Source organism: Treponema sp. OMZ 855 (genome assembly GCF_024181145.1).
Classification (GTDB): domain Bacteria; phylum Spirochaetota; class Spirochaetia; order Treponematales; family Treponemataceae; genus Treponema.
In genome coordinates, this window is record NZ_CP051194.1 from 1,936,450 (window position 1) to 1,960,478 (window position 24,029).

Sequence of the window (24,029 nt, forward strand, 5' to 3'; positions counted from 1 at the left end):
CCAATTTCCTCCATAAAATATGAACTGAGCTATTTACCGGTTAACCGGTATTTATCAGTTCAGACATTGTTAAGATACAAAAAAAGAAGGCTATCGAATAGAGGATATGCATTCTTTTCTTATACTTATACAGAATGCAGCACAAGCCATAAGATATAATATTCCGTATAAAGTCTTAGTGCCCCTTTATTTTTTACTTTTGCCAAACCGGGCGTACTGACAATTGCATCCGCCAGATTACGAATACGATCGGAAGTTAATTTTAAAAAAGACTGCGTCCTATGCGCTATCTTCACTTGATCTCTGATAAAAGAGTTCACATCCTCGGTATTTTGCTTTCTAATTACCGGATCGATAATCGTATTCCACAGATCGAGCTGTTCAATAATGCAATCCTGTAGACTTTTATTTTCAGGAATAAATTCAGCCTGCAGTTCGCTCGCAATTTCCCGCGGCGAAACTTTTTTATTCGTGGTTCCCGGTTGCTGCGGTAAAGATCCTGACTTAGAATTTCCCGACCGAGCAGCGTGACGAGACTTCTTGGGGCGCATAAAAAAAGCGATGATAGAAGATAAAATAGGAATCGTATACCAGAAAGGCAAGAGAATTTTTGCATCGGTTAAAAGTTCTTGCCTGTTCATCATAAATAAGTCGGTATAGGACAATAACCGGTCACGGGAAAATATTCTCCGAATTTCTGCAGCCTGATGTTCCGTAATACGTTTGTCAGCTGAAAGCATAGGAATAAACGAGGCGCCTAGTAATGCATACAATACCGGTACGTATTCCGCACATAAGGTCTTTAATAACTGATTAAATGCCGAATCGGTGTGCATCGCATCGGATTGTTCAAACCGTATCAGTTGTTGATACCATTTCTTTAAGCAAACATCCCGTAATTTTTTCCGGTTATCGTTCACCAGTGAGATAATCAATGGCACCGTTTTATCCAACATGATGTAATACCGCTCGCCATCAGGAGTTTTGAAGCTAAGAAGGTCGGGTAAATTAGTATCGCCGTCAGCAGCAGTTTTTTCCTGTATATATTCTTCAAGATCCTCTTGACTATATTGCCCGAGCAGCGGTACCCCGCGGGAATCTTTAAAATTAACAATGGCAGCCTTATTAAAATAATATGGAGGCTTTTGAAGTGCCAAATCAAGATTCTTTAGTGCAGTTTCCCGTTGAAGCGACTGCTGCGTCTTATTCCGGTAATAGTTATTCAGGTATTCAATAATAAAGATAGCCTGCAAAATGGTGATTTCATCGCTCATTTTTTCGGTTTTCTTCGAAAATTCCTGTTTTACAACCGAGCAAAGATAGCTCCAATACAAATATACATCGCCTGATTTTTTCAACGTATACATGGCTTCGGAAGAATGGGCTTGAATCGTAAGAATAAACTTTCTAATGGAATATTCTTTTCCGGGGTTTGCTGTTATCAACTTCTTTTGAATAAAATCCCGTAATTCATCCTTCTGAAAAAAGAAGCGTAATTTTGCAATCGCAAGATCAAGCATCTGATCGGTAGAAAAATTCCCCGGGAAGATAAGCGGAGGTGTGTCATCCGGAAACATAAGTTGATACAGAAAGGTATTGCTTTCAGCTTCCGGCTGCAGTTCGGTAAAATCGGTATTAATCCTGATATAACGAAGAAACCGTTTGGAAAAATTCTGCGGTATCGCGCTGGCAAGCGGGAAAGGCAATTCCGGCTTTTCCCGAATCGTCTCGTATTGACGGGTTACCTTATCGAGGAAATAGAACGGAACAAAGACAACTTTACCCTTCCGTTTATCGTCAATAAGCTCTACTTTCCCTTCCGATTCAAGAGCTTCCAGCTCCGTTACCAATCTTGCTTCCGATATATCAATGAAAGAAGCAAGATCCGGCTTTTCAGCTATATTTCTTTGAGCATACTTTCGTAAATAATCGGTTAATTCGCTAATCCCCACAAATGGACTATTAAAACGCAAAGCATAAGTGCGCAAAATATCCGGGAGTCTTACACTAACAGCCATTTGTTTTTTATTATCGCATACTTTTTCTAATTGAACAAGAGGAAAGCTTAAAGTTTGTGGATACCCATAAACCGGCAAGTCTATCGGTTTATCTTATAAGGAAGTAATTCCCCCCTTAATTCAATTTTAAGTGCAGAATAATGGTTCTGCCTCCATCGTCACATACTTTCATCGCGATACGGGTATACAGCTTTAATTTATGCTTTAACAGCTTCCGCGCGGTAGTATAAAAGGAACGCTGTTCTATGAGTTCCATGCCGCATTTTTGCGCAAAGGCAGAACCGTCATCTACATAAAAATACATCTGCGCCGAAGTGTTACCTGTTTTTTGTACATACTTATTGGCATACTTTATACCGATTGCATTTGTCGCATCAAAAATTACTTCCCCCTTCGGGAAGCGATCCTTAATCGCGGATAAAAAAGCCAGCACTTTTTCTTCGCGGAAATACTGAAAGACGCCGGATACAATCAGCAAGGACGGGATAGAAGTGTCAATACCATCCGTCCACTCCAGCTTAAAAATATCCGCATCGATCAGCGTTTCGTTTTCTCTCGTATTCAAAATATTTTTACGCAACGCTATCACTTCGGGTAAGTCAATTTCGTAAAACGGAGCTTTGATTTCAGGTAATCTAAACGCGGCAGTTTCCAATCCGGCTCCAAGATTAATGATATTACATTTTTCATGCTTGGCATAAAAATTTTTTATCATCTCGTCAAAATTATAATAGCGAGCGACCGAAGCCAGCATCGTATATTGAGACGATGATTTCCAAATCCGCTCAAATGTTCCCGCCGGAATTTTTGATTCCAACGACAAAGCCGTTTCATCATAAAAATATTCAGGAAAATGTTTAGACGCATAGATCCGCGCAGCCATCGGTATCAGCATCGTATCGGCCACGCCGTTAAATTCATTCATAATTACCTCCGCTCAGACTCTGACAGGAAATGCTGAAAAATCTAAGATCTCTGTTTTTTAACACTCTAAATGCTCCATTCCTGTTTATTACATATACAAATTCAATTGAGATTTTAAGTCAAGAGGGGGCAACATTTTTATCCGGTAAGGCTGGTATGCATCCTTGAACTTGCATAATTGCCTGAACCGCTTTATAGTATATCATAGCATGAAAAAATATATTTTATCGTTTGATCAGGGAACAACGAGTTCCCGTGCTATTTTATTTGATAAAGCCGGTACGATTATCGCTACTGCACAACAAGAGTTTACTCAGATTTTTCCTAAGTCCGGATGGGTGGAACACGATGCCATGGAAATTTGGGGAACTCAGAGCGGTGTTGCCCGGCAAGTATTGGAAGAAACCGGAACGCGCCCCGATGAGGTTGCGGCAATCGGCATTACCAATCAACGCGAAACCACCGTCGTGTGGGATAAGAATACCGGAAAGCCCGTATACAATGCGATTGTGTGGCAGTGCCGCCGTACCGCTTCAATCTGCGACGAACTCAAAGCAAAGGGATGGACGGATACGATACGGAAAAAGACAGGGCTAATTGTCGACGCCTATTTTTCCGGCACGAAAATAAAATGGATACTTGATAATGTAGCGGGAGCACGCGAGCGGGCGGAACGGGGAGAACTGTTATTCGGGAATATCGACACGTGGCTCATCTGGAATTTAACCCGCAGCAAGGTACACGTTACCGACTACAGCAACGCATCCCGCACCATGCTGTTCAATATCAACACCCTGCAATGGGATGATGAAATTCTGACGGAACTGAATATTCCGCGTTCAATGCTGCCGGAGGTAAAACCGTCAAGCTGCGTGTATGGCAAAACCGATGAACGCACCTTCGGCGGCGCCGACATCCCCATTGCAGGAGCCGCGGGAGATCAGCAGGCGGCGCTGTTCGGACAAGCATGCTTCGAAGCAGGCATGGCGAAGAACACTTACGGCACCGGGTGCTTTATGCTGATGAACACCGGCACTGCGCCGATTATCTCGCAGAACGGGTTGTTAACGACCATTGCGTGGGGCATCGAAGACACGGTAACTTACGCGCTTGAAGGAAGTATCTTCGTAGCGGGAGCAGCCGTGCAATGGCTGCGGGATCAGTTAAGACTGGTGTACGACGCCGCCGAAACGGAGTATTACGCAGAGCGGGTAGAAGATACCAACGGCGTATACGTTGTGCCCGCCTTTACCGGTCTCGGCGCTCCGTATTGGGATATGTATGCGCGGGGTGCGATTGTGGGCTTAAGCCGCGGCGCTAAGCGTGAACACATTGTCCGCGCCACCCTTGAGTCGATTGCCTACGGGACACGGGATGTCCTTTCCGCAATGGAAAAAGATTCCGGCATTATGCTCAAGGCGCTGAAAGTAGACGGAGGCGCGGCGGTCAATAATTTTTTGATGCAGTTCCAAGCCGATATTTTGAACGTACCGGTGCACCGTCCGCAGGTGCTGGAAACAACCGCACTCGGCGCTGCGTACTTGGCGGGACTGGCAGTCGGCTTCTGGAAAGATATGGAAGAAATTAAACGCAACTGGGCAGTAGGCCGCGCATTCACCGTTCAAATGGACGAAGCGGCGCGGACACAGCGCTATGCCGGTTGGCAAAAGGCGATAAGACGTGCCATGAACTGGGAAAACTAACTCATGTATGATGTGATTATAATCGGCGGGGGTGTTGTCGGGTGTGCTATTGCACGCGAGTTGTCGCAGTACCGGCTGAGCATTGCTCTGCTCGAAAAACATTCGGAAGTTTGCGAAGGTTCCTCCAAGGCAAACAGCGCTATTGTGCACGGAGGCTTTGACGCAAAACCGGGCACATTAAAAGCCCGCCTCAATGTACGCGGAAATGAATTGATCCGCCGCCTTGCGCCGCAGCTGCAATTTCATTTTAAGCAGATAGGTTCGTTAGTTGTTGCTTTCTCCGATGAAGATATGGAGGAAGTTAAAAAGCTCTATGAACGGGGCATTGCAAACGGTGTGCCGGAGCTTGAGATCTGGGATAGGGAAAAGACTTTAGCGGAAGAGCCGAACCTTTCGCCCGAGACGAAGGGAGCACTATTTTGCGGGACTGCCGGTATCGTGTGTCCCTTTGGGATGACGTATGCCTTTATCGAAAATGCGGTAGAAAACGGCGTTGAGCTGATATGCAATGCCGAGGTAACCGGCATACAAAAAATAGATGAGGATATTCAACATGCGCCAACACAGGATACCGCCGTTCACGCTGTAACTGCACAAACGTTGGTGCAAGAACATACTTTTTCCGTAACGACATCGCAGGGAGTTTTTACCGCGCGGTATGTTATCAATGCCGCAGGACTCTACGCGGATAAGATTGCCGCGATGATCGGCGATTGCGATTACACTATCAATCCCCGCAAAGGTGAGTACCGTGTGTTGGATAAGGTATGCGGCGATCTGGTGCATCACGTTATCTTTCAGGCGCCGACCAAAATGGGCAAGGGTGTTCTGGTAACTCCCACCTATGATAACAACCTTTTGGCAGGACCGACGGCACAGGACGTTGACGACCGCGAGGATACTTCGACAACGCTTGCCGGTCTGAACAAGATTGACAGTTCCGCAAAAAAATCGGTACCGGCGCTCGACTTCCGAAAAACCATACGCACCTTTACCGGTGTGCGCGCCCGTCCAAGTACCGGCGACTTTATGATCTATGCTTCAAAGCATGCAAAGGGATTTATTCACGCCGGAGGTATCGAATCTCCCGGATTGAGCTCGGCGCCGGCAATTGCCGAATACGTTGTGGAGCTTTTGCAATATGCAGGAGCGGAGCTGATAAAAAAGCCGCAGGTTGTTACTGCACGGAAAGGTATCAGTCAGTTTTCCGCCCTTTCCAACGAAGAGCGGGCAGCCCTGATTGCGGAAAATCCGCTCTACGGACGGATCATCTGCCGCTGCGAAACGGTAACGGAGGCGGAAATCATCGAAGCAATCCGCCGTCCTGCCGGAGCGCGTACCGTTGACGGTGTTAAGCGGCGGGTACGTCCCGGAACCGGACGCTGTCAAGGAGGCTTTTGTACGCCGCGCGTTTTGGAAATCCTCAGCAGGGAATTACAGCTGCCGATGGAAAACATCGCCAAATCGGACAAGGGTACGGAGATCGTATTGGGAAGGTTAAAGAACACCGCAGAGAGTGAAATCCGCAGCGGTAATTCCTCAAAATCTTAAATGGAAAAAGAGCATGATGAAATATGATGTTGTAGTGATCGGGGGCGGCCCCGCAGGTTTGGCAGCAGCCCTCGCCGCGCGGGAAACCGGCGTAAAAAAAATTTTGATTATCGAACGCGACCGCGAATTGGGCGGCATCCTCAATCAATGTATCCACGCCGGCTTCGGCTTGCATGAATTTAAAGAAGAACTGACCGGGCCGGAATATGCGCAGCGCTTTATTATGCAGACTGCACAAACGGATATTCAGGTAATGCTGAATACAATGGTACTCGATATTTCGCCGGAGCGGCTTATCACTGCGGCAGGGATGGACGGGCTTAAAACCATACAGGCCGGAGCCGTTGTGCTTGCGATGGGTTGCCGCGAACGCACTGCGGGCGCGATTGCCGTAAAAGGGTACCGTCCGGCGGGTGTATATACTGCGGGCATGGCACAGCGGATGATGAACATGGAAGGCTGCCGCATGGGGCGCGAGGTTGTCATTTACGGCTCCGGCGACATCGGATTGATTATGGCGCGGCGCATGACACTCGAAGGTGCAAAGGTAAAAGCCGTCGTAGAGATTATGCCTTTTTCGAGCGGACTCAACCGGAATATCGCCCAATGTTTGGAGGATTACGGTATACCGCTTTTGTTAAGCCATAATATCAGCTTTATCCACGGAAAGAACCGGTTGGCAGGCGTTACCGTTTCGCAAATCGATTCGCATTTTAACGAAATTGAAGGCACACAAACATATTATCCCTGCGACACACTCCTCCTTTCGGTAGGTCTGATCCCTGAAAACGAACTTTCGGTAAAAGCCGGTGTCACACTCGACCCGATTACCAACGGACCGATGGTTGACAGCGCGATGCAAACAGAGATACCGGGAATATTCGCCTGCGGTAATGTGCTGCATGTACACGACATCGTCGATTTTGTAACACGGGAAAGCAGAATCGCCGGTAAACACGCAGGACTGTACGCGCTCGGCGCGCTGACCGATTCGGCTTCCGTTCCCTGTACGCTCGGCAAAGGTATCCGCTATGTGATGCCGCGCAAGGTGTTGACGCACATGCCCGACGGGGTGAACCTGTCCATGCGGGTGGATGCCATCTACCAAAACTCAATCGTATCGGTAAAATCGGGCAACACGGTGCTTGCAACAAAACGGATTACCCGCATGATTCCCTCCGAAATGATCAACATACCGTTGAGCACCGAAAAAATACGTTCCTTGACGGAACCAATCACCGCAGAAGTTACGGTGCAGTAATGGGGTGTTAGCCGGACGCGGCGTGCACAGAAATCAGGATATCAGTATTGATGATAGTATGATAACTGTTAATGCATACAGTTATACAATAATCACGGTACATAAGAAAAAAGCTCTATGACAATACAAGCATTTGAGAATAAATATTGGTACATGAGTGAACTCAAAGCATTAGCAAAATCGCTTGAAATTCCTTTTGATTCAAAAATACGAAAGGATCAGCTTGAAGAGATGATTATTCAGTTTTTGGAAACCGGAACGGTGAATAAAAAGAATTGTTATCGGAGTAAAAGCCGGAATAGAGACATATTGAATAGTCATACTTATGTTGAAAATTTTAGCAACAAAAAAGAAACATGGGAATTCATACATAGTGAAATGGATAAACGAGTTCGAGGATTAAAACCGAAATCAGGGGCAAAATATTGGCTTAATCGATGGATTGAAGTCAAACTTTCTCATGGTGAAAAAATAACGTATAATGATGTCATTTGTGAATACATTCGGTTAAACAAAACGGAAGGAAAGCTTCCTCAAATTCCATCCTGTAAATTTAATAACTTCATCAGTGATTATCTGGCAAATGAAAAAAATGCAACAAGAGAAGATGCTTTAGAGGCATGGAATAAGCTAAAAGATATGAAAGTCAAAAAAGATTATATAACGTGGAAAAAAATCAACACCCCTGACGCAGAGATAAATATATAGAGAAACTTTAATCTTCCCTCTGCCCTTGCAAAAAAATATCCCGCTGCAGGTAAAGCGTGGGCATGGCAATGGGTGTTTCCTCAAGTACACCGATTCGCCTTTATCCCATTTAGCGAAGATAGGCCTAATCTGGTTGTTGATGATGTGTTCCGGTGTTTATTATGGAAGAAAAATTTAATTTCTTATCTTGTAACAGTTTAGCTTACAGATGGGGCGTTCGTATGATATTATGAGGAAGGGCCGAAAAGATGTTAGATTGACCTGCCTAGAGGCAAGCGAGCACAGAATCAATCGAAACAGGCATTCGACTGAGAAATAGAACTCGCAATGGAAAAAGACATTGCGAAAGGAAGGTTGACATGAAACAGAGGAAAGTAGTTTCAATAATTGGCGCATTAGTTTTAATAATTAGTGCAGTACTTGTGATAACAGGATGTCAAAATCCCGCTGGTTCAGGCAATTCAAGCAATCCGAATACTATAGTAATAAAATTTGACAAAACAAAGATAAAGTGTTTTGATGGCAGTAATAATGCAGAGATACCAAGTGATATGATGGTTGCTGAAGGTGCTGTGGTGTGGTTTACTGCAATAAATATTCCCACTGGGAAGATCGTTGATAAATGGATGATTGGTAAGAAAATAGAAAATGCCACATCTTCCGGTATATGGTATAAGATTTCAAAAAATGATGCAGAAGGAAATACCATCAATGTAAGTTATACTCTGAAAATCCCAGCAAAGTTAAAAATAGTTTTTGATGATACAAAAGTTATATGTAAAAAGGATGATAGCGAGATAGAAAAAAACTCTGAAGTTCTTGAACAGGACGGGTTGGAGTTCACTCCTAAAAATATTCCCTCTGATAAAGTTGCTGTATGGAAAATAAAAAATATTGAGCAATTATATGAATTTAATTATTTGTGGTATAATGTTAAAGTTTCCGATGCAAATAATTTAAATGAAATTAAATTAGATTATTCTGAGAAGGATAAAAAAGAAATAACGATTCAATTTAATGCAAGTAAAGTGAAATGTACTAATCAAACAACTAATATAAGTGTAACATCTGGTAGTAAAATTTTAGAAGGAGTAGAACTGAAAGTTGAAACAGTTGATGGTAGTGCAGTTGAATGGGAAATTGGCTCATCTGCCTATTTCGGATTAAAAAAAGAGATACTGTACACTGTATATGAAGGGGATGCAGAAGACGACACCATAGTGGTTGGATTTTAATATTTAAAAATAAAAATCTAACACCCGCTCAACCTCATTTGTTTTGGCACGAAAGTTGCTTTGGCGGTCGCTGCTGTTGCAGCTCCCTTTTTTATGCAACTTTTGCGCCAACTTTGCCGCCGCTTTACGCGCCGGCAAAGCCACAAATGCAGGTTAAGCGAATGTTAGCTGAATACTTTCGAGGTAGAGGATAAATTATGAAAAAAGAAGAAATTGAGAAATACGAGAAACTAATGAAAAATAGACCTCATATAGTAATTCTTGGAGCTGGTGCATCAGTAGCCACAATTCCAAATGGTGATTTAAACAACAATAAAATCAGTGTTATGAATGGATTTCTAAAGAAGCTTTGCCTCGAAAAATTAATAAAAGGAGTAGATTTAAAGACAAAATCAGACAATATTGAAGATATATATACTGAATTATATGATAGACCTGAATTGAGTGATGTCAAGTTAGAAGTTGAAAGCACAATATATGAATACTTTAGTAATTTAAAAATACCGAATGAGCCGACTATATATGATTTATTATTACTTTCACTTAGATCGAAAGATTTAGTTGCAACATTTAATTGGGATCCATTACTTTTGCAAGCATACCAAAGAGCATTACGATTCACGGATAATCTACCTGAACTATCATTCTTACATGGCAATGTTGCAGTTGGTTTATGTGAAGAGCATAAGCGTGGTGGATTAATTACAAATTTATGTAGTGTATGTGGTCAGCCATTGAAACCAATAAAATTACTTTATCCTATCAAGCAAAAAAATTATAATAGTGATTTGTATACTCGTGATTCTTGGAATGTATTAAAACATTATTTAAGGAAAGCGTATATTGTTACGATATTTGGATACAGTGCCCCACTATCAGACATTGAAGCAATAGGAATGCTTAAAGAAGCATGGGGAAATAGTGAAGAAAGAAATTTGGAACAAATAGAAATAATAGATATCAAAAAAGAAGATGAACTTAGAAAAACATGGCAGCCATTTATACATACTCATCATTATCAAACAACCGATACGTTCTATAACTCATTATTAAGTAATTTCCCAAGGCGGACATGTGAATGTGTTTTTGATAATCTTATGAATTGTATGTGGTTAAATCCAGATGGTGCTATCAGACAAAATATGACATGGGATGATATTCATAATTATTATGATAAATTGTTTATTGATGAAAGGCAGAATTCGAATCATACCCTTAATAGTTTTTGGACAGTTAAGTAGCCATCAGCTAACATCTGCTTCAACCTGACATTTGTTTTGGCACGGAAGTTGCTTGGACGGTCGCCTACGGCTCCCTTTTTTTATGCAACTTTCGTGCCAACTTTGCCGCCGCTAAGCGCGTCGGCAAAGGTACAAATGCAGGTTAAGCGAATGTTACTGTGATACTGCTATGCAGTGAACCGCCGAGAGAGACATGACTATTATGGGAGAAAGTGAGGTAACCTCCTCTTGAAAAGAGAAAACAAAGAAGCTATAGAAAAACATCCAAAAATTTGCTATATTAAAGAAATGAGAAGTACGATTACAGATGTAAAGCCTTTTCTGAAATGGGCAGGTGGAAAAAGTCAGCTGCTTTCCGAAATAGGGAATTTTTATCCTCAAAAGATTGAAAAATATTGTGAACCTTTTGTTGGTGGCGGGGCAGTTTTATTTGATGTACTTTTAAAATTTCGCCCAAAAGAAATTTTAATAAATGACATAAATCCTGAACTGACAAACTGTTATCATCAAATAAAAAATGCTCCAGAGGACTTAATTAATTTGCTTTCAAATTGGCAAAACCAATATCAGAAACAGACTCAAGAAGAAAGAAAAACAACTTATTTTAAAAAACGAGAAAGATTTAACGATTTAATAAAAGCTAAAGAAAATTCCTTAGAAAAAGCCGCTTTGATGATTTACTTAAACAAAACCTGTTTTAACGGACTTTACAGAGTAAATTCGAAAGGTTTATTCAATGTCCCGAGCGGCGTTTATAAAAATCCGGCAATCTGCAATGAAGATAATTTGATTGCCATAAGCGACGTTCTTCAGAATATAGAAATAAGAACCGGCGACTACAAGCAAACTAAAAATTTTATTGATTCAAATACCTTTGTTTACATTGATCCTCCCTATCGTCCGCTCACAGAATCTTCATTTTTTACAGCATATTCAGAAAAAAAATTCGGTGATAAAGAACAGATTGAACTTGGAAACTTTGTAAACGAAATTCATGCGAAAGGTGCAAAAATTTTGATTAGTAATTCAGATCCCAAAAATGTAAATTCTCAAGATAATTTTTTTGACGATTTATATAGACCGTATCAGATTCATAGAGTAAATGCTTCACGCATGATAAACAGCAAGGCAAGCGAACGTGGTAAAATTACGGAATTAATAGTTGCTTGCTTATAATTTTTTATTTGGAGGTACTATAAAAAATGCCATACGGAAAAGATGATTATGCAAAATGCCCTAATTGTGAAAAAATAGCGATAGGTAAAGCTCAGATTGAAGAACTTTTTGGTTATCGGAATATGGGGAATGGTAAAATCATACCTCAATCCTACTGTAGAGATTGTCGTTTTCCTATAAACAATGAGAATGAAACTTCAAATGAAGCGTAATTTTAATCTATGGTTTCGTACTTTTAGGGAAAGTATTGCAACTTATTCATATTACATAGACTTTGAAAAAGTTTTCGTAAATGTGGATTCTATAAAAATTGAACTTAGTATTTTAAATTCTCTTATCGGTTCCAAAAATATAAAATCAGATTTCGAAGCAATTCTTACAAAATATCCTGAAACTTTAAAATGTATTCCGATTTTGCTTGCTGTAAGAACTTCAAAAATTCCTGTAATAGACATAAACGGAAGTTTTTCATTCAATTTTGTAAAAGCAAATTACACAGCAAAAGAATATGTAAATTTTATGGAAAAATCAGGATTGTTTGACTTGCTTGCCAACCATTTAATAAGCAATCTGTTTGATTATGTTACAGGTGTTGAAATTGGGCTAGATTCAAATGGCCGCAAAAATCGTGGCGGTCATTTGATGGAAGACTTGATTGAAAGTTACATTCAAAGAGCAGGTTTTATTAAAGATAAAAATTACTTCAAAGAAATGTACATCCATGAAATTACAGAAAAGTGGAATACTGATTTATCTGCAATTTCAAATCAAGGAAAAATGGAAAAACGCTTTGATTATGTTGTAAAGACTAACAAGCAAATTTATGTAATCGAAACAAACTTTTATGGTTCAGGAGGTTCGAAACTTAATGAAACTTCAAGAAGCTATAAGACACTCGCCCATGAAGTTGCAACAATTAAAGGCGTAACTTTTGTTTGGTTCACAGATGGTTCAGGCTGGAAAAGTGCCCGCCATAATTTAGAAGAAACATTTGATGTATTAGATACAATTTACAACATTGCCGATATCGAAAATGGTGTAATGAAAGAAATTTTCAAATAAATGCTTCAATCATATTTTAAATCAGAAAATCATGATTTCACATTGGTACAAGCCGATTGTACAGAAATATTGCCTCAATTCGATTTTAAATTTGATATGATTTTTGCAGATCCGCCTTATTTTTTAAGTAATGATGGCGTTTCTGTTAAATCTGGAAAACAAGTTTCTGTAAACAAAGGTATCTGGGACAAATCAAAAGGATTTGAAGCAGATAACGAATTCAACAAAAAATGGCTTTCCTTGTGCAGAGAAAAATTATCAGATTCTGGAACAATTTGGGTTTCAGGAACATTTCACAACATTTTTTCAATCGCTCAGTCTATGAAAGAAATCGGCTATAAAATTCTAAACTGTATAACTTGGCAAAAAACAAATCCGCCACCCAATTTGAGTTGTCGTTATTTTACACATTCTACAGAATTTATTTTATGGGCAAGGAAATCTGAGAAATCAAAACATTACTTCAATTACGAACTTATGAAAGAAATCAATGGCGGAACACAAATGAGGGATATTTGGACTTTACCGGCAATCGCAAGATGGGAAAAAGCATTTGGCAAACATCCAACTCAAAAACCTTTACCTTTACTTGCAAGAATAATTCTTGCTTCCACAAAAGAAAATGCATGGATTCTAGACCCTTTTACGGGAAGTTCAACAACTGGAATCGCTGCCAATCTTTTAGAAAGAAATTTTTTAGGAATAGATAAAGACATAGGCTTTCTTGATTTGTCTGTTAAAAGAAGAAAAGAAATAGAGGATATAAAAATAAAATCTCAATATAGAGAAAAAATTTTGAAGTATTCAGATCGGAAAATAAATGATATTATTCAAATACGAGAAACGAAAATCTATTACGGTATTGATTTACTGATAGAATAATAACACAATAACACCTGCTTCAACCTGACATTGCAGACAAACCGCAAATACAGATTAAACGAGAAGTTATATGTAGACGCCCACACTGGGGCGATTGGGTAAAAGAAAAGAATGAAGAAAGTTGAAATTAGTATCATAATATTTCTATTAGTACAATTTACAGCATCTCAACTAATATGGATTGATAAAGAAAAAATATTATTTCCGCTAATGATATGCATCTTTGTATTATACATAAATGCAAAATGGAAAAACATAATATACCAATCTTATACGGACTTATAAAATTCCTTGATCTTGATTATGTAGAAAATATTAGGGAAAATCATTTTCCAAATTGTAATGATATTATACTTGGAGGTTGTGTAGTTAAAGAGAAAAGATATGAAAAAAATATATATGTAAAGAATGCATAAAAGCAAGAGATGAATGGATATTGAAAAATAGATATTCAGATTATGTTTTCTATAACTATAAAGAATAAAATACACCTGTTTCAACCCGATATTTTCTTTGCAGCAAATGCAGGCTAAGCAGTAGTTATGTGTACATTACACGGCGTAATTTTGGAGAAAAAAAATATGAAACAATTTTTTTTAACTTTATTAGTATTGATTTTAATAATTACATCGGTTTTTGCGGACAAAAATAATTTTTATGAAAACGGCAAAGTGATTGATACAATGTATGTTAATTCAAAAGAAGGATTAAAAGTGAGAGGCTATCCGTCTTTAAAATCAAATCGTCTTTGCGGATTACCGCACAGATTACCTGTAAAAATTATTGCTATTGGGAAAGAAGAAACAATCGACGAAATTATGGCCCCATGGCTTGAAATTTTAATTTCGCCTTATGAATGGAAAGACGATAAAGCTGAATACGGTTGGGTGTTCGGCGGTTACTTATCGCATTTTCAACTTGAATTTATTAAACCAAAAACGGCAAATCAATTAAAAGAATATTTAAAATGCGGAAACTGGTCTCTTCCGGATAAGAACACATATTCCAGTGAAGGTTATAGAGAAGATAATCACTTTAATTTTTATACAAAGTATACCTACACCTATTCAAGATCAAGAGAGCCGGATTTAAAGGACAAAGAAGTTGTTGACTCCGATAAAGCTTGGTTTTTCCAAAACTATGGCGATGACGACAACCAAAGCACATGGAAAGTGTTGAATAATCATCAGGTAGAAATTCATTGGTATATTCCGAAATCAATTGATGAAATAGAAATTTTGGAAATTGAGCCTATTGATGAGGCTCAGTGTTATATTAACGGTAAACGATATTTAAACAAGCCTTTTGTACATAGACATCATTGGCATTATTCAGATGTAGTTAAAATGCCTTTAATATATAAAATCGCATATTCGGATGATAATTTACCGCTAAACATAATTAAAGGAGTCAGCACATCTGTTTTTAGCTATTGGAAAGAAACACAAAGTCTTTTTGAATTAAGATATTGTCTAATTTCAAAACTGATTGCGTATGGGATTTCTGCAAAAAACACACAATACGAACAGGAATATCGTGATTATTGGGATCCGATTATGGAAGAACATCAGAAAAAAGTTGATTCACTGTAATTGAAAAAACACATAACACCATATCAAAAGCCGATATTGCGGTCAATCTGCAATGTCGTTTAAAACAATGTTATGTGCACAATGCAAAGTATTGAGAAAGGATTAAAAATGTTATTAACTTATGGAAATATAAAAAAATCAAAATTCTTAAAATATATTTATTTATCTGATTACAATGATGATGAGTATCGAAAAGCATTACGTGAATATAATAAGAGTATAATAAAAAATTTTGAGAAATCTGATTTCATAAAAATATATAAATATTTGCATGATACAAAAATCCATCTGAAACAAACTAATGGAAACGTTGTAATAAAAGTTAAGACTTATGATTCAGAAGAAAAGAAGTTAGTTTATTTTGATATTATTTTTGAAAAAGCTAAGATTTTATCTTGGAACACTGTAAATGAAACCGGTCATATTTCCAGATTAAATAAAAAATATAAACCTCGAGAGTATGGATACGAAGAATTTTACGAAGATAATGGAAAAAAATATGTAACTTTGATTTTATTTGGAAATAAGGTTAGAAAAGGTTTGTATTATCCAATGGTAACTTTTAATTATGAAAATCTTAGGATTAATAGATATAAGAGAGAAATACATTGTTTTGATAAAACAACTGGAAATCTGATATGTACAGAAGATACTGAAATTGATTTTTTTTAAATTAGAATTTATTTTTTCAGATGTAATAAAAGATGATCCTGATTTAATTTATGAATATAAAATAACCAAAGAAAATATGAATAAATTGAAAACGGCGACAATTTTTGAATTTGATAAATTTAATTATTTTTTATCATATATTAGTATAATATAGTAAAACACACATAATCTACTCGCTTTTTCCTTTTTGTATTTTATTTAATTCGGCGATATAATTCAGACCAAAAACCTCAATCTCGTCTAATACTTTTTGAAACTGAGCTCCCAATTTACTCAAAGAGTATTCAACATGAGGCGGGACTTCGGCAAAGACTTTGCGGTCGATTAGTTTATCTCTTTCAAGCTGGCGGAGCTGTCTTGTTAAAACAGTTCGAGTTGTTGTGGGCATTAATCTTTCGAGTTCATTAAACCTTTTTGTACCCGTACTCAGGTGATATAAAATTATAATCGCCCATTTTCCTTGCAATACTCTTTGAGTAGTAGCGAAAGGACACTTATCATAAATCGACATTGTAAAAAACCTCTCAAGTATTATATTTGATACTATGTATTATAAATGTTCGTACTTACAAAATCAAGACTAAAGGCTATAATAATACTTAGAGAAGTGAGAAACTTCTAAATATTTACTGGAGGAATGTTATGAAACATGAAGTAATGAAGGTCTTTGATGCTTATCGAGATGCACTGGAAAAGGGCGATTTTGCGGGAGCTTTTGCAACAATGTCCGATACTGTTGTATGGCACATGGGAGGCGAAAGTTCGCTTTCAGGTACGATTATAGGGAAACAGGCGTTGGGTGAGCGTCTAGGAGAATTCGCAAAAAGGAGCGGCGGCACATTTAAAGTTATTACCAATTGGGCTGCAAGTAACGAGTGTTTTGTTGCTGCAAGTGTTGTTTCCGTAGCGGAGAAAGGTGCGGATAAGCTCAATGATCCGGGGATCGATTTATTCAAAATAGAAAATGGCAAGATACAAGAAGTATGGACTTTTGCCGAACAACAATCGGCAGAAGACAAATTTTGGGGCTAAGATAACATTTTTCTGTGTGATAGATCATGTATCATAGTAACGTACCGGCAAATCAAGCGAGTGTTTATGATTACACATACCCCATCTGAAAGGTTTTGAGCGGTGCCCCTGCCATCTTTTCGGTTAAGAAGAAGAGGAACCGCTTGAGCTCCCCATAGGCCGCGGGGCTGAGCGGCAAGTGCCGTGAATAGCCGGGAGCTTTTTCCGTTACGGCATACAGATACCTGAAAGCCTCTGCAGAAAGCGGAAACGTATAGGCATCGAACCGGCGGCAGGCACTACAAAAGCATTCATCCTCTGCGGGGCTATACACGGCACAACACGTTTCCGCCGGGCAGGACGCGGCGTTTGCCGCAATTTCAGCGTCGATTGCAATCTCGACGCCGCATGTGCCGCTGTTCCTCCACCCCGTAGCATTGGTTACACTCCTGCCGCCGCTCCCCGCACCGACGCTTACAATTTCCGCACTGCCGGTTACAACCCCGGCGCTACGTGCAATCTCGATACCGCACGTGCCGCAGTGGAATATATCGGGGGCAACGCCTGCGGTCTGCAACAGCCGCCATAAAAAGCGCAGGAGCCCGCGCTCGCATCCTTCATCGTCGGAAACGCACAGCCCATCCAAAAAAGCGTTTACCAGCTGCCAATTCACCGTACCGCAGGTCTTTATCGTGATTTCGCTGCACACGGCAGCGCACCAGCTGCGGGCTAAACTTTCGCGCAGCTCCATCCGGTAGGCGCTCACTGAAAAATCGGTAATTTTGTTTGAATTTTTTATTGGGTTTGAATAGAGCCAGACTTGCCCGCTCTGATAGGTAGAAACCATCCCCCGCAGTTTACTCCGCGCGCCGCCGAACAGGGTTGCCGGTACAATGGTACACCCGTGCTCCTGCGGCACAAGGAGCAACACGTTCCGGTGGTCGCTGCTAAAAGAAGAAACCGACAGCACAAGCGCCTCGGTATTCCAAGAACGATTACTCATACTACCGGTTTTACGGTCGGAACGTGTAAGTACGGTACATACAAACGCATCATGTACCGGTACGCTGCATACCGGTACATCCCGTATAAGTACGCAGCGTTGCGGTACACCACGCTACCGGGGTTAAAATTCCGCAGATTTCGGAGTCCGCGGATACGGAATAACATCGCGGATATTCGCCATACCGGTAACATAGAGGAGCAGCCGGTCAAATCCGAGCCCAAATCCCGAATGCGGTACGGTTCCGTAGCGGCGCAAATCCAAATACCACCAGTAGTTTTTGACATCAAGGCCGAGATCGGTCATACGGGTTTCCAGCGCGGCAAGGTTGTCTTCCCGTTCGGAACCGCCGATAATCTCGCCGAGTCCCGGCACCAGCACATCCATCGCCCGCACCGTTTTACCGTCATCGTTTTGCTTCATATAGAAGGCTTTTATTTCCTTGGGATAATCCGTTACGATAACGGGGCCTTTAAAGACCTGCTCGGTCAAATATTTTTCGTGCTCGCTTTGAAGATCGCAACCCCAGAACGGTTTAAACTCAAACTCGGAAGCATGTTTTTCAAGTTCTTTCACCGCATCGGTATAGGTGATACGGGTAAACTTGGACTCCACCACGTGTTCCAGCGTTTCGATAAGACCCGGTTTAATCTGTGCATTAAAGAATTCAAGGTCGGCTCTGCAATGAGTTAATGCCCATTTGAGAAGGTAGACAACAAATTTCTCTGCTAAATCCATGTTGTCCTCAAGCCGGAAAAACGACATCTCAGGTTCTATCATCCAAAACTCGGAGAGGTGCCGCGTCGTATTTGAGTTTTCCGCACGGAAGGTCGGGCCGAAGGTATAGACCCGTGAAAGAGCCGTTGCATACGTTTCTATCTCAAGTTGACCGGAAACTGTCAGATATGCCTCGCGTTCAAAGAAGTCCTGTTTGTAATCAACCGCGAAGGTTGCAGGATCAACTTTATCCTTTAAGGCTTTGCGGACAATCTCCTGCATATTGAGCGTAGTTACCTGAAACATCTCGCCGGCGCCTTCGCAATCGGAGGCGGTAATCAGCGGCGTATGCACGTACTGGAACCCGTGCTCTTGAAAGAAGTTATGTACGGCAAAAGCCATTTGGTTCCGTACACGGGCAACCGCTCCGAATGTATTGGTACGGGCGCGTAAGTGAGCTATGTCGCGTAAAAACTCAAACGTGTGCCGTTTTTTTTGCAGCGGATAGGTTTCGCCGGAAGCCTCGCCGTACACAAAAATCGTTTTTGCGGCGACTTCTACCGACTGTCCCGATGCGGGAGATTCGATCAATGCACCAACAGCTTTAATTGAGGCGCCGGTCGTAATCCTGCTTAATTCTTTTTCGGTTTGCGCATCGATCCCCTTATCGCGGTCAAAGGTGAGCTGAATCGACGCAAAGCATGAACCGTCGTTTACCTGAATAAAAATGAGGTTCTTTGTCTCACGTTTGGTACGCACCCATCCGTAGACGGCAACCTCCTGCCCGTCCGGTTTCTGCGTCAGTATATCTTTAATTAATGTAATCATTTTAAAATCTCATCCCTATTCGCTGTCGTATTCGATCAGTGTTTTAATCGGTAAATCACCGATAATCTTGTCATAGTGCAAAAACGGCAATCCGATAACGCCGCAAAAACCGACCACCTCGGCGCCGCCCTGATTCAACATTTTCCGCGCCGCATTCAGCGTGCCGCCGGTTGCAATGAGATCATCGAGCAGCAATATCCGCTGCCCCTTTTGTATATCGGAGGTGTGCACTTCGATCGTTGCTTGCCCGTATTCGAGGTCGTATGAGCAGGAATAGGTATCGCCCGGCAACTTTCCCTTCTTTCTGATAAGAATCAACGGGATACCGAGTCTATCCGCAAAGGGAGCCGCAAAAATAAAACCGCGCGATTCGATCGCTGCAACCGCATCGATTTTTTCATCCTTATAAAAGCCCGTAAGCTTATCCAAACAATAGTGAAACGCTTCAGGATTTATCAGAAGCCCCGTAATATCATAAAACAAAATTCCCTTCTTAGGAAAATCAGGAATCTTGCGAACGGCACTATCTATCAATGTATCTCTCATATTAACATTTTAACTTTACAGGGTATAATAGTCAAGGCAAGGAGAAGCACGGCAATTGCAGCTGAGGACAATTTAAAAACATATTTTTTCCAAAAGATACATTTGGCAGATGCTAATCAAAAATATGCATTCTTTTCTAAATACTTTTTTTTTGATATTATTGCCGAATGATGATACGGAATTTGAACGATATTGCAGGGCTTTCGGTAACGATTATGGGACTTGGATTAAACGGTGGAGGACTTGCTTCCGCGCGTTTTTTTGCAGAACACGGTGCAAAAGAGGTGATCGTAACCGACATGAAAACCGAAGAGGAGCTTGCACCTTCTGTTGAAGAATTGCAGCAATATCCTAATGTGCGTTTTGCTCTCGGCGGCCACAATATTGAAGATTTCCGTACGGCTGATATGGTGATTAAAAATCCCGGCGTAAAATTAGAGGGGAATCCCTACCTTGCTGCAGCACACTGCATCGAAACGGATATCTCGATTTTTTTACAGCTGAGTGATGCGCCGGTGCTTGCCGTAACCGGCAGTAAAGGAAAATCGTCAACCGTCAGTGCGCTGTACTACGGACTACAGCAATGCGGCATACCGGCATTCCTCGGCGGTAACATCACGGTAAGCCCGCTCACCTTCTTAACCGAAACACACGCCGGCACGCCGGTTGTGTTGGAGCTTTCCAGCTGGCAGCTCGGCGACCTTGCGCACCGTCCGCAGCTAAAACCGAAAATAGCACTTATCACTCATATTATGCCCGATCATCAAAACTGGTACGGTTCGATGGAACGCTATGTAGCCGACAAAAAAATTATCTACCACAACCAAGATAAGACCGATTACACAATCTGCAACTACGATGACGGCTGGGGAAAGGTTTTTGCGCAGGAAACAGCCGGACAGGTTTTTTGGTACAGTACACATCCGTTGCCGCCGAACCTCACCGGTGCATGGATAGCTTCCGACGGTTCAGCTCGCATACGGCTGACACCGGGCGATGACCGTCTGCTGCTGCCCTCCCGAATTACAGTGCCCGGCGCAGCACTCAAGCAAAATGTCATGGCAGCCTCGCTTGCCCTTGCGTTATACGGCGCCGATCTGCAACAGATTCCATCCGTTATGAAAAGCTACGGTGGTATTCCCCACCGGCTTGAATTTTTTTACGAAACGGAACACTTCAAATTCTATAATGATTCTGCAGCAACGATTCCCGAAGCGGCGGCGGCAGCGGTGAATGCCTTTGAAAAGCCGGTTATTCTCATCACCGGGGGTACCGACAAAAAACTTGACTTTACCGCACTTGCACCGGAACTTAAAAAGGCAAAAGCATTGTTTTTACTTGCCGGCACAGGTACCGATAAATTAATACCGCTACTACAAGCACAACACACCCCGTACTTCGGTCCCTTTCAAGATCTTTCTACACTGCTCGAAGCAGTCCGCAGAGAATGCGAACCGGCACTGCAAAATAACAATGCTGCAGCAAAAGAAATCGTTGTATTTTCCCCAGGCGCTACGAGCTTCGGTATGTTCAAAAACGAGTTCGACCGCGGTCTCCGCTTTAAAGAAGCAGTGCGGCAATGCTGGCCCAACGTCTAATGCGGATGCACTGCTCCACCCTATTTTTTTGATTGACATACCCTCCAGCTCCTTATAGAATTACGAGAAGGAGTTCTCTATGAAAAAAATAACACTATTAATTTGTATCGGGTTATGTTGTCTCAGCTTGACAGGCTGTATCGATATCGTGCAGCATATTACCCGTAAAAGCGACGGGACGGAGCAGAACACCATCAGCATCACTGCCACAAAGGCAGTTATTGAGATGTTGGCATCGATGCAGGGGAATCCATCCGTCAATTACGATGATCTTTTTGCTGAGTTCAACACATCGGACATGGAAGAATACGAACAATTCGGTGCAAAAATGATAAAAATAAACGATCAAGTCAATGCCGGATACCTAATCGACATGAATATCAACTACAAAGATAAAGACATACTCAAAGCAATCAATGCAGAGGATATTGACCTTATCCCAAAATATGGGAAAAAGAAAATGACGATTTATGTCGGTTCGCTGCAAGATGATGATTATTCAAAAACCGACAACGAAATGCTGCAATTATTTTTAGCAAGCAGTAAATACCAATTATTGATAAGCAAGACATGTATGCCGTCCATCAAAAGAGTTCTTCTGAAAACGGCAAAAAAATCAACCGAAGTAGGTTATCTGGATTTATACGATGAATATATGATCGATATACCGATTATACTTCTTTTGACGGATAAAGCTACCATCGAGATTTATCAATAACGGCAGGTATAAATACAAAACGGCCTATTAATCCGAACGGATTAATAGGCCGTTTTTGTTATTAAATATGATAGGCACGGAAAAATCGAAATTTTTAGGTGCCTATTGTATCAGACTTTTACGCCCAAAGCTTATTTTTAAAGAACCATCATTCCCACAGTCAGAACGACGAGGTTGACGATAAACAGTACGGCAAGCACTTTACCGACAAACTTGAGCCATGTGCTGTATTCGATACGTGCGCTTGCGAGACCGCCCATAACAACACCGCTCGTGGGGGTAAAGAGGTTCAGGATACCGGATGCTGCAGAGAAAATCATAACCATAACAGCGGGGTTGTAGCCTAAGTTCTGTGCAAGCGGTCCCATAATCGGCATTGATACGGTTGCCAAACCTGAGGTTGACGGGATAACGAATGACAGCAAGGCATACAAGATGTATGAAAGCGGTGCAAATGCAAATGCCGGCAAGCCTTCCAATGCTTTTGAAGCATGTTCAAGAACGTACTTATCCAAACCGGTTTCACCCATCAATACGGAAGCACCGCGAGCAACAGCGATAACGAGAACAACGCTCATGATATCCTTTGCGCCTTCCATAAATGCGGAAACGATTTCGTTTTCGGTAAACCTATTGATAAATGCAATGATTAAACCAATGATGAAGAACCACATACCCAGTTCACCGAACCACCATTCACCGATTGCAGCACCGGTTAAGAATGATGACCAACCTTCGAAGATAGTTACATTGAACTTATCCCACGGGATAACGGAAATAATCATTACGAAGAAGCCGAATGCGAAGATGCCCATTGTAAGCTTCATTTTTCCGGTATATTCAACTGCAACGTCCGTATCTTTCTTTGTAAATTCCGCATTCATGATTTCTTGTTCTTGCAAGGAAAGGATGGTGGAACCCTTATCTCTCTTTACTTTCTTTGCATAGGACATTACAAATGCACATGCAATGATGAGAGATGAAAGCCAGAGAACAATACCCAATGCAATAACGACACCGTTATTTACGCTGCTCTGAATACCGAGTTCTTCAAAACTTTTGTTGATACTGTCAATAGCGATACCGGTTGCAAAGGGGTTTACCGTTGAACCGAGAACGCCGACACCCGCACCGAGCAATACCGTAGCGGCACCGACAACCGAATCAAAACCGGCTGCAACCATCGTTGCTGCCAACAGTCCGTAGAAAGCAACCGTCTCTTCAGCCATACCATACGTTGTACCGCCGATTGAGAACAGTGTCATCAGAATCGGAATAAGGATAAGCTCATTGCCCTTTAATTTTTTTACAAGGTGAGTAATACCTGCGTTAAGAGCACCGGTTTTTGTTACAATACCCAAGAAACCGCCGAGTACCAATACGAAGAAACAAACGTCAAGCGCATTGGAAAATCCATTGTAGGATGCCATAACGATGGTTCCGAGTGTTGCACTTTTAACATCGGGGATAATCCATGTGATTATCGCCAATACAAACAAGATGATATACAAAATCGAGAATGCGGAGAGAGATGACCTCTTTTTTTTATCTTTTCCCATTTTTTTTCCTCCAATTTATTTAAA

General features: G+C 41.2%; 22 protein-coding genes. 15 read left to right on the forward strand and 7 right to left on the reverse strand.

What is annotated here, in order from left to right:
• Nucleotides 1-125: 125 nt before the first annotated feature.
• Together E4N65_RS08725 and E4N65_RS08730 are read right to left on the reverse strand one after the other, a co-directional pair.
• A complete protein-coding gene (locus E4N65_RS08725; protein WP_253672842.1) occupies nucleotides 126-1,952 on the reverse strand; it encodes a hypothetical protein in 1,827 nt (608 codons plus the stop codon).
• Nucleotides 1,953-2,133: 181 nt separating this feature from the next.
• Complete coding sequence (locus E4N65_RS08730) at nucleotides 2,134-2,943, reverse strand: class I SAM-dependent methyltransferase (protein WP_253672843.1); 810 nt, start codon at nucleotides 2,941-2,943, stop codon at nucleotides 2,134-2,136.
• Between the two features lie 208 nt (nucleotides 2,944-3,151).
• Here E4N65_RS08730 and glpK point away from each other — a divergent pair, with 208 nt between their 5' ends.
• The 12 genes from glpK to E4N65_RS08790 all read left to right on the forward strand — a co-directional run bounded on the left by glpK (nucleotide 3,152) and on the right by E4N65_RS08790 (nucleotide 16,025).
• Nucleotides 3,152-4,645 (forward strand): glycerol kinase GlpK, encoded by a 1,494-nt coding sequence (glpK, locus tag E4N65_RS08735; protein WP_044015424.1) that lies wholly within the window; start codon nucleotides 3,152-3,154, stop codon nucleotides 4,643-4,645.
• Nucleotides 4,646-4,648: 3 nt separating this feature from the next.
• Nucleotides 4,649-6,196, forward strand: coding sequence for an NAD(P)/FAD-dependent oxidoreductase (locus E4N65_RS08740; RefSeq protein WP_044015421.1), 1,548 nt, complete (start codon nucleotides 4,649-4,651; stop codon nucleotides 6,194-6,196).
• Between the two features lie 13 nt (nucleotides 6,197-6,209).
• Nucleotides 6,210-7,457, forward strand: coding sequence for an NAD(P)/FAD-dependent oxidoreductase (locus E4N65_RS08745; RefSeq protein ID WP_253672845.1), 1,248 nt, complete (start codon nucleotides 6,210-6,212; stop codon nucleotides 7,455-7,457).
• A gap of 117 nt (nucleotides 7,458-7,574) precedes the next feature.
• A complete protein-coding gene (locus E4N65_RS08750) occupies nucleotides 7,575-8,165 on the forward strand; it encodes an SAP domain-containing protein (RefSeq protein WP_044015419.1) in 591 nt (196 codons plus the stop codon).
• A gap of 359 nt (nucleotides 8,166-8,524) precedes the next feature.
• Nucleotides 8,525-9,400, forward strand: coding sequence for a hypothetical protein (locus E4N65_RS08755; RefSeq protein ID WP_044015417.1), 876 nt, complete (start codon nucleotides 8,525-8,527; stop codon nucleotides 9,398-9,400).
• Nucleotides 9,401-9,597: 197 nt separating this feature from the next.
• A complete protein-coding gene (locus E4N65_RS08760; RefSeq protein WP_044015416.1) occupies nucleotides 9,598-10,641 on the forward strand; it encodes a hypothetical protein in 1,044 nt (347 codons plus the stop codon).
• 228 nt (nucleotides 10,642-10,869) lie between these two features.
• The gene (locus E4N65_RS08765; RefSeq protein WP_253672847.1) at nucleotides 10,870-11,817 is read left to right on the forward strand and encodes a DNA adenine methylase; all 948 of its coding nucleotides are present in this window, start codon (nucleotides 10,870-10,872) and stop codon (nucleotides 11,815-11,817) included.
• A 26-nt stretch (nucleotides 11,818-11,843) separates the two neighbouring features.
• The gene (locus E4N65_RS08770; RefSeq protein WP_052185525.1) at nucleotides 11,844-12,029 is read left to right on the forward strand and encodes a hypothetical protein; all 186 of its coding nucleotides are present in this window, start codon (nucleotides 11,844-11,846) and stop codon (nucleotides 12,027-12,029) included.
• Nucleotides 12,019-12,879: a type II restriction endonuclease gene (locus E4N65_RS08775; protein WP_044015414.1), complete on the forward strand. Its 861-nt coding sequence runs from the start codon at nucleotides 12,019-12,021 to the stop codon at nucleotides 12,877-12,879. The genes E4N65_RS08770 and E4N65_RS08775 overlap by 11 nt, the downstream gene beginning before the upstream one ends.
• The gene (locus E4N65_RS08780) at nucleotides 12,880-13,761 is read left to right on the forward strand and encodes a DNA-methyltransferase (RefSeq protein ID WP_044015413.1); all 882 of its coding nucleotides are present in this window, start codon (nucleotides 12,880-12,882) and stop codon (nucleotides 13,759-13,761) included. It abuts the gene before it with no gap.
• A 581-nt stretch (nucleotides 13,762-14,342) separates the two neighbouring features.
• Nucleotides 14,343-15,353 carry an SH3 domain-containing protein gene (locus E4N65_RS08785; RefSeq protein WP_253672848.1) on the forward strand — a complete coding sequence of 337 codons (1,011 nt, stop codon included), beginning with the start codon at nucleotides 14,343-14,345 and terminating at the stop codon, nucleotides 15,351-15,353.
• A 108-nt stretch (nucleotides 15,354-15,461) separates the two neighbouring features.
• Entirely contained in the window at nucleotides 15,462-16,025 is a 564-nt protein-coding gene (locus tag E4N65_RS08790; protein WP_044015406.1) for a hypothetical protein, read from the forward strand.
• Between the two features lie 169 nt (nucleotides 16,026-16,194).
• Here the strand turns inward: E4N65_RS08790 and E4N65_RS08795 are convergent, their stop codons facing one another.
• A complete protein-coding gene (locus E4N65_RS08795) occupies nucleotides 16,195-16,536 on the reverse strand; it encodes a winged helix-turn-helix transcriptional regulator (RefSeq protein ID WP_044015404.1) in 342 nt (113 codons plus the stop codon).
• A 131-nt stretch (nucleotides 16,537-16,667) separates the two neighbouring features.
• Between E4N65_RS08795 and E4N65_RS08800 the strand changes: the two genes are divergently transcribed.
• Nucleotides 16,668-17,057: a nuclear transport factor 2 family protein gene (locus E4N65_RS08800; RefSeq protein WP_044015401.1), complete on the forward strand. Its 390-nt coding sequence runs from the start codon at nucleotides 16,668-16,670 to the stop codon at nucleotides 17,055-17,057.
• A 70-nt stretch (nucleotides 17,058-17,127) separates the two neighbouring features.
• Here the strand turns inward: E4N65_RS08800 and E4N65_RS08805 are convergent, their stop codons facing one another.
• The 3 genes from E4N65_RS08805 to E4N65_RS08815 all read right to left on the reverse strand — a co-directional run bounded on the left by E4N65_RS08805 (nucleotide 17,128) and on the right by E4N65_RS08815 (nucleotide 20,130).
• Nucleotides 17,128-18,039 carry a DNA repair protein RecO gene (locus E4N65_RS08805; protein ID WP_253672850.1) on the reverse strand — a complete coding sequence of 304 codons (912 nt, stop codon included), beginning with the start codon at nucleotides 18,037-18,039 and terminating at the stop codon, nucleotides 17,128-17,130.
• 123 nt (nucleotides 18,040-18,162) lie between these two features.
• Nucleotides 18,163-19,584: an asparagine--tRNA ligase gene (gene asnS / locus E4N65_RS08810; protein ID WP_253672852.1), complete on the reverse strand. Its 1,422-nt coding sequence runs from the start codon at nucleotides 19,582-19,584 to the stop codon at nucleotides 18,163-18,165.
• 15 nt (nucleotides 19,585-19,599) lie between these two features.
• Nucleotides 19,600-20,130 carry an adenine phosphoribosyltransferase gene (locus E4N65_RS08815; RefSeq protein ID WP_044015395.1) on the reverse strand — a complete coding sequence of 177 codons (531 nt, stop codon included), beginning with the start codon at nucleotides 20,128-20,130 and terminating at the stop codon, nucleotides 19,600-19,602.
• A 167-nt stretch (nucleotides 20,131-20,297) separates the two neighbouring features.
• On the opposite strand from E4N65_RS08815, the gene murD reads away from it, so the two are divergent.
• Entirely contained in the window at nucleotides 20,298-21,728 is a 1,431-nt protein-coding gene (murD, locus tag E4N65_RS08820; RefSeq protein ID WP_253672854.1) for a UDP-N-acetylmuramoyl-L-alanine--D-glutamate ligase, read from the forward strand.
• 79 nt (nucleotides 21,729-21,807) lie between these two features.
• Nucleotides 21,808-22,446, forward strand: a complete 639-nt coding sequence (locus E4N65_RS08825; RefSeq protein ID WP_253672856.1) for a hypothetical protein — start codon at nucleotides 21,808-21,810, stop codon at nucleotides 22,444-22,446.
• A gap of 137 nt (nucleotides 22,447-22,583) precedes the next feature.
• Here the strand turns inward: E4N65_RS08825 and E4N65_RS08830 are convergent, their stop codons facing one another.
• Entirely contained in the window at nucleotides 22,584-24,005 is a 1,422-nt protein-coding gene (locus tag E4N65_RS08830; protein WP_253672858.1) for a YfcC family protein, read from the reverse strand.
• Nucleotides 24,006-24,029 lie beyond the last annotated feature (24 nt).

Excerpts from the sequence above, each read along its gene's own strand:
- E4N65_RS08775 (WP_044015414.1), top strand. The coding sequence starts at position 12,019 with ATGAAGCGTAATTTTAATCTATGGTTTCGTACTTTTAGGGAAAGTATT.
- glpK (WP_044015424.1), top strand. The coding sequence starts at position 3,152 with ATGAAAAAATATATTTTATCGTTTGATCAGGGAACAACGAGTTCCCGT.
- E4N65_RS08750 (WP_044015419.1), top strand. The coding sequence starts at position 7,575 with ATGACAATACAAGCATTTGAGAATAAATATTGGTACATGAGTGAACTC.
- E4N65_RS08825 (WP_253672856.1), top strand. The coding sequence starts at position 21,808 with ATGAAAAAAATAACACTATTAATTTGTATCGGGTTATGTTGTCTCAGC.
- asnS (WP_253672852.1), bottom strand. The coding sequence starts at position 19,584 with ATGATTACATTAATTAAAGATATACTGACGCAGAAACCGGACGGGCAG.
- E4N65_RS08780 (WP_044015413.1), top strand. The coding sequence starts at position 12,880 with ATGCTTCAATCATATTTTAAATCAGAAAATCATGATTTCACATTGGTA.
- E4N65_RS08790 (WP_044015406.1), top strand. The coding sequence starts at position 15,462 with ATGTTATTAACTTATGGAAATATAAAAAAATCAAAATTCTTAAAATAT.
- E4N65_RS08785 (WP_253672848.1), top strand. The coding sequence starts at position 14,343 with ATGAAACAATTTTTTTTAACTTTATTAGTATTGATTTTAATAATTACA.
- E4N65_RS08795 (WP_044015404.1), bottom strand. The coding sequence starts at position 16,536 with ATGTCGATTTATGATAAGTGTCCTTTCGCTACTACTCAAAGAGTATTG.
- E4N65_RS08805 (WP_253672850.1), bottom strand. The coding sequence starts at position 18,039 with ATGAGTAATCGTTCTTGGAATACCGAGGCGCTTGTGCTGTCGGTTTCT.
- E4N65_RS08770 (WP_052185525.1), top strand. The coding sequence starts at position 11,844 with ATGCCATACGGAAAAGATGATTATGCAAAATGCCCTAATTGTGAAAAA.
- murD (WP_253672854.1), top strand. The coding sequence starts at position 20,298 with ATGATGATACGGAATTTGAACGATATTGCAGGGCTTTCGGTAACGATT.
- E4N65_RS08730 (WP_253672843.1), bottom strand. The coding sequence starts at position 2,943 with ATGAATGAATTTAACGGCGTGGCCGATACGATGCTGATACCGATGGCT.
- E4N65_RS08800 (WP_044015401.1), top strand. The coding sequence starts at position 16,668 with ATGAAACATGAAGTAATGAAGGTCTTTGATGCTTATCGAGATGCACTG.
- E4N65_RS08740 (WP_044015421.1), top strand. The coding sequence starts at position 4,649 with ATGTATGATGTGATTATAATCGGCGGGGGTGTTGTCGGGTGTGCTATT.
- E4N65_RS08815 (WP_044015395.1), bottom strand. The coding sequence starts at position 20,130 with ATGAGAGATACATTGATAGATAGTGCCGTTCGCAAGATTCCTGATTTT.
- E4N65_RS08760 (WP_044015416.1), top strand. The coding sequence starts at position 9,598 with ATGAAAAAAGAAGAAATTGAGAAATACGAGAAACTAATGAAAAATAGA.
- E4N65_RS08755 (WP_044015417.1), top strand. The coding sequence starts at position 8,525 with ATGAAACAGAGGAAAGTAGTTTCAATAATTGGCGCATTAGTTTTAATA.
- E4N65_RS08745 (WP_253672845.1), top strand. The coding sequence starts at position 6,210 with ATGATGAAATATGATGTTGTAGTGATCGGGGGCGGCCCCGCAGGTTTG.
- E4N65_RS08830 (WP_253672858.1), bottom strand. The coding sequence starts at position 24,005 with ATGGGAAAAGATAAAAAAAAGAGGTCATCTCTCTCCGCATTCTCGATT.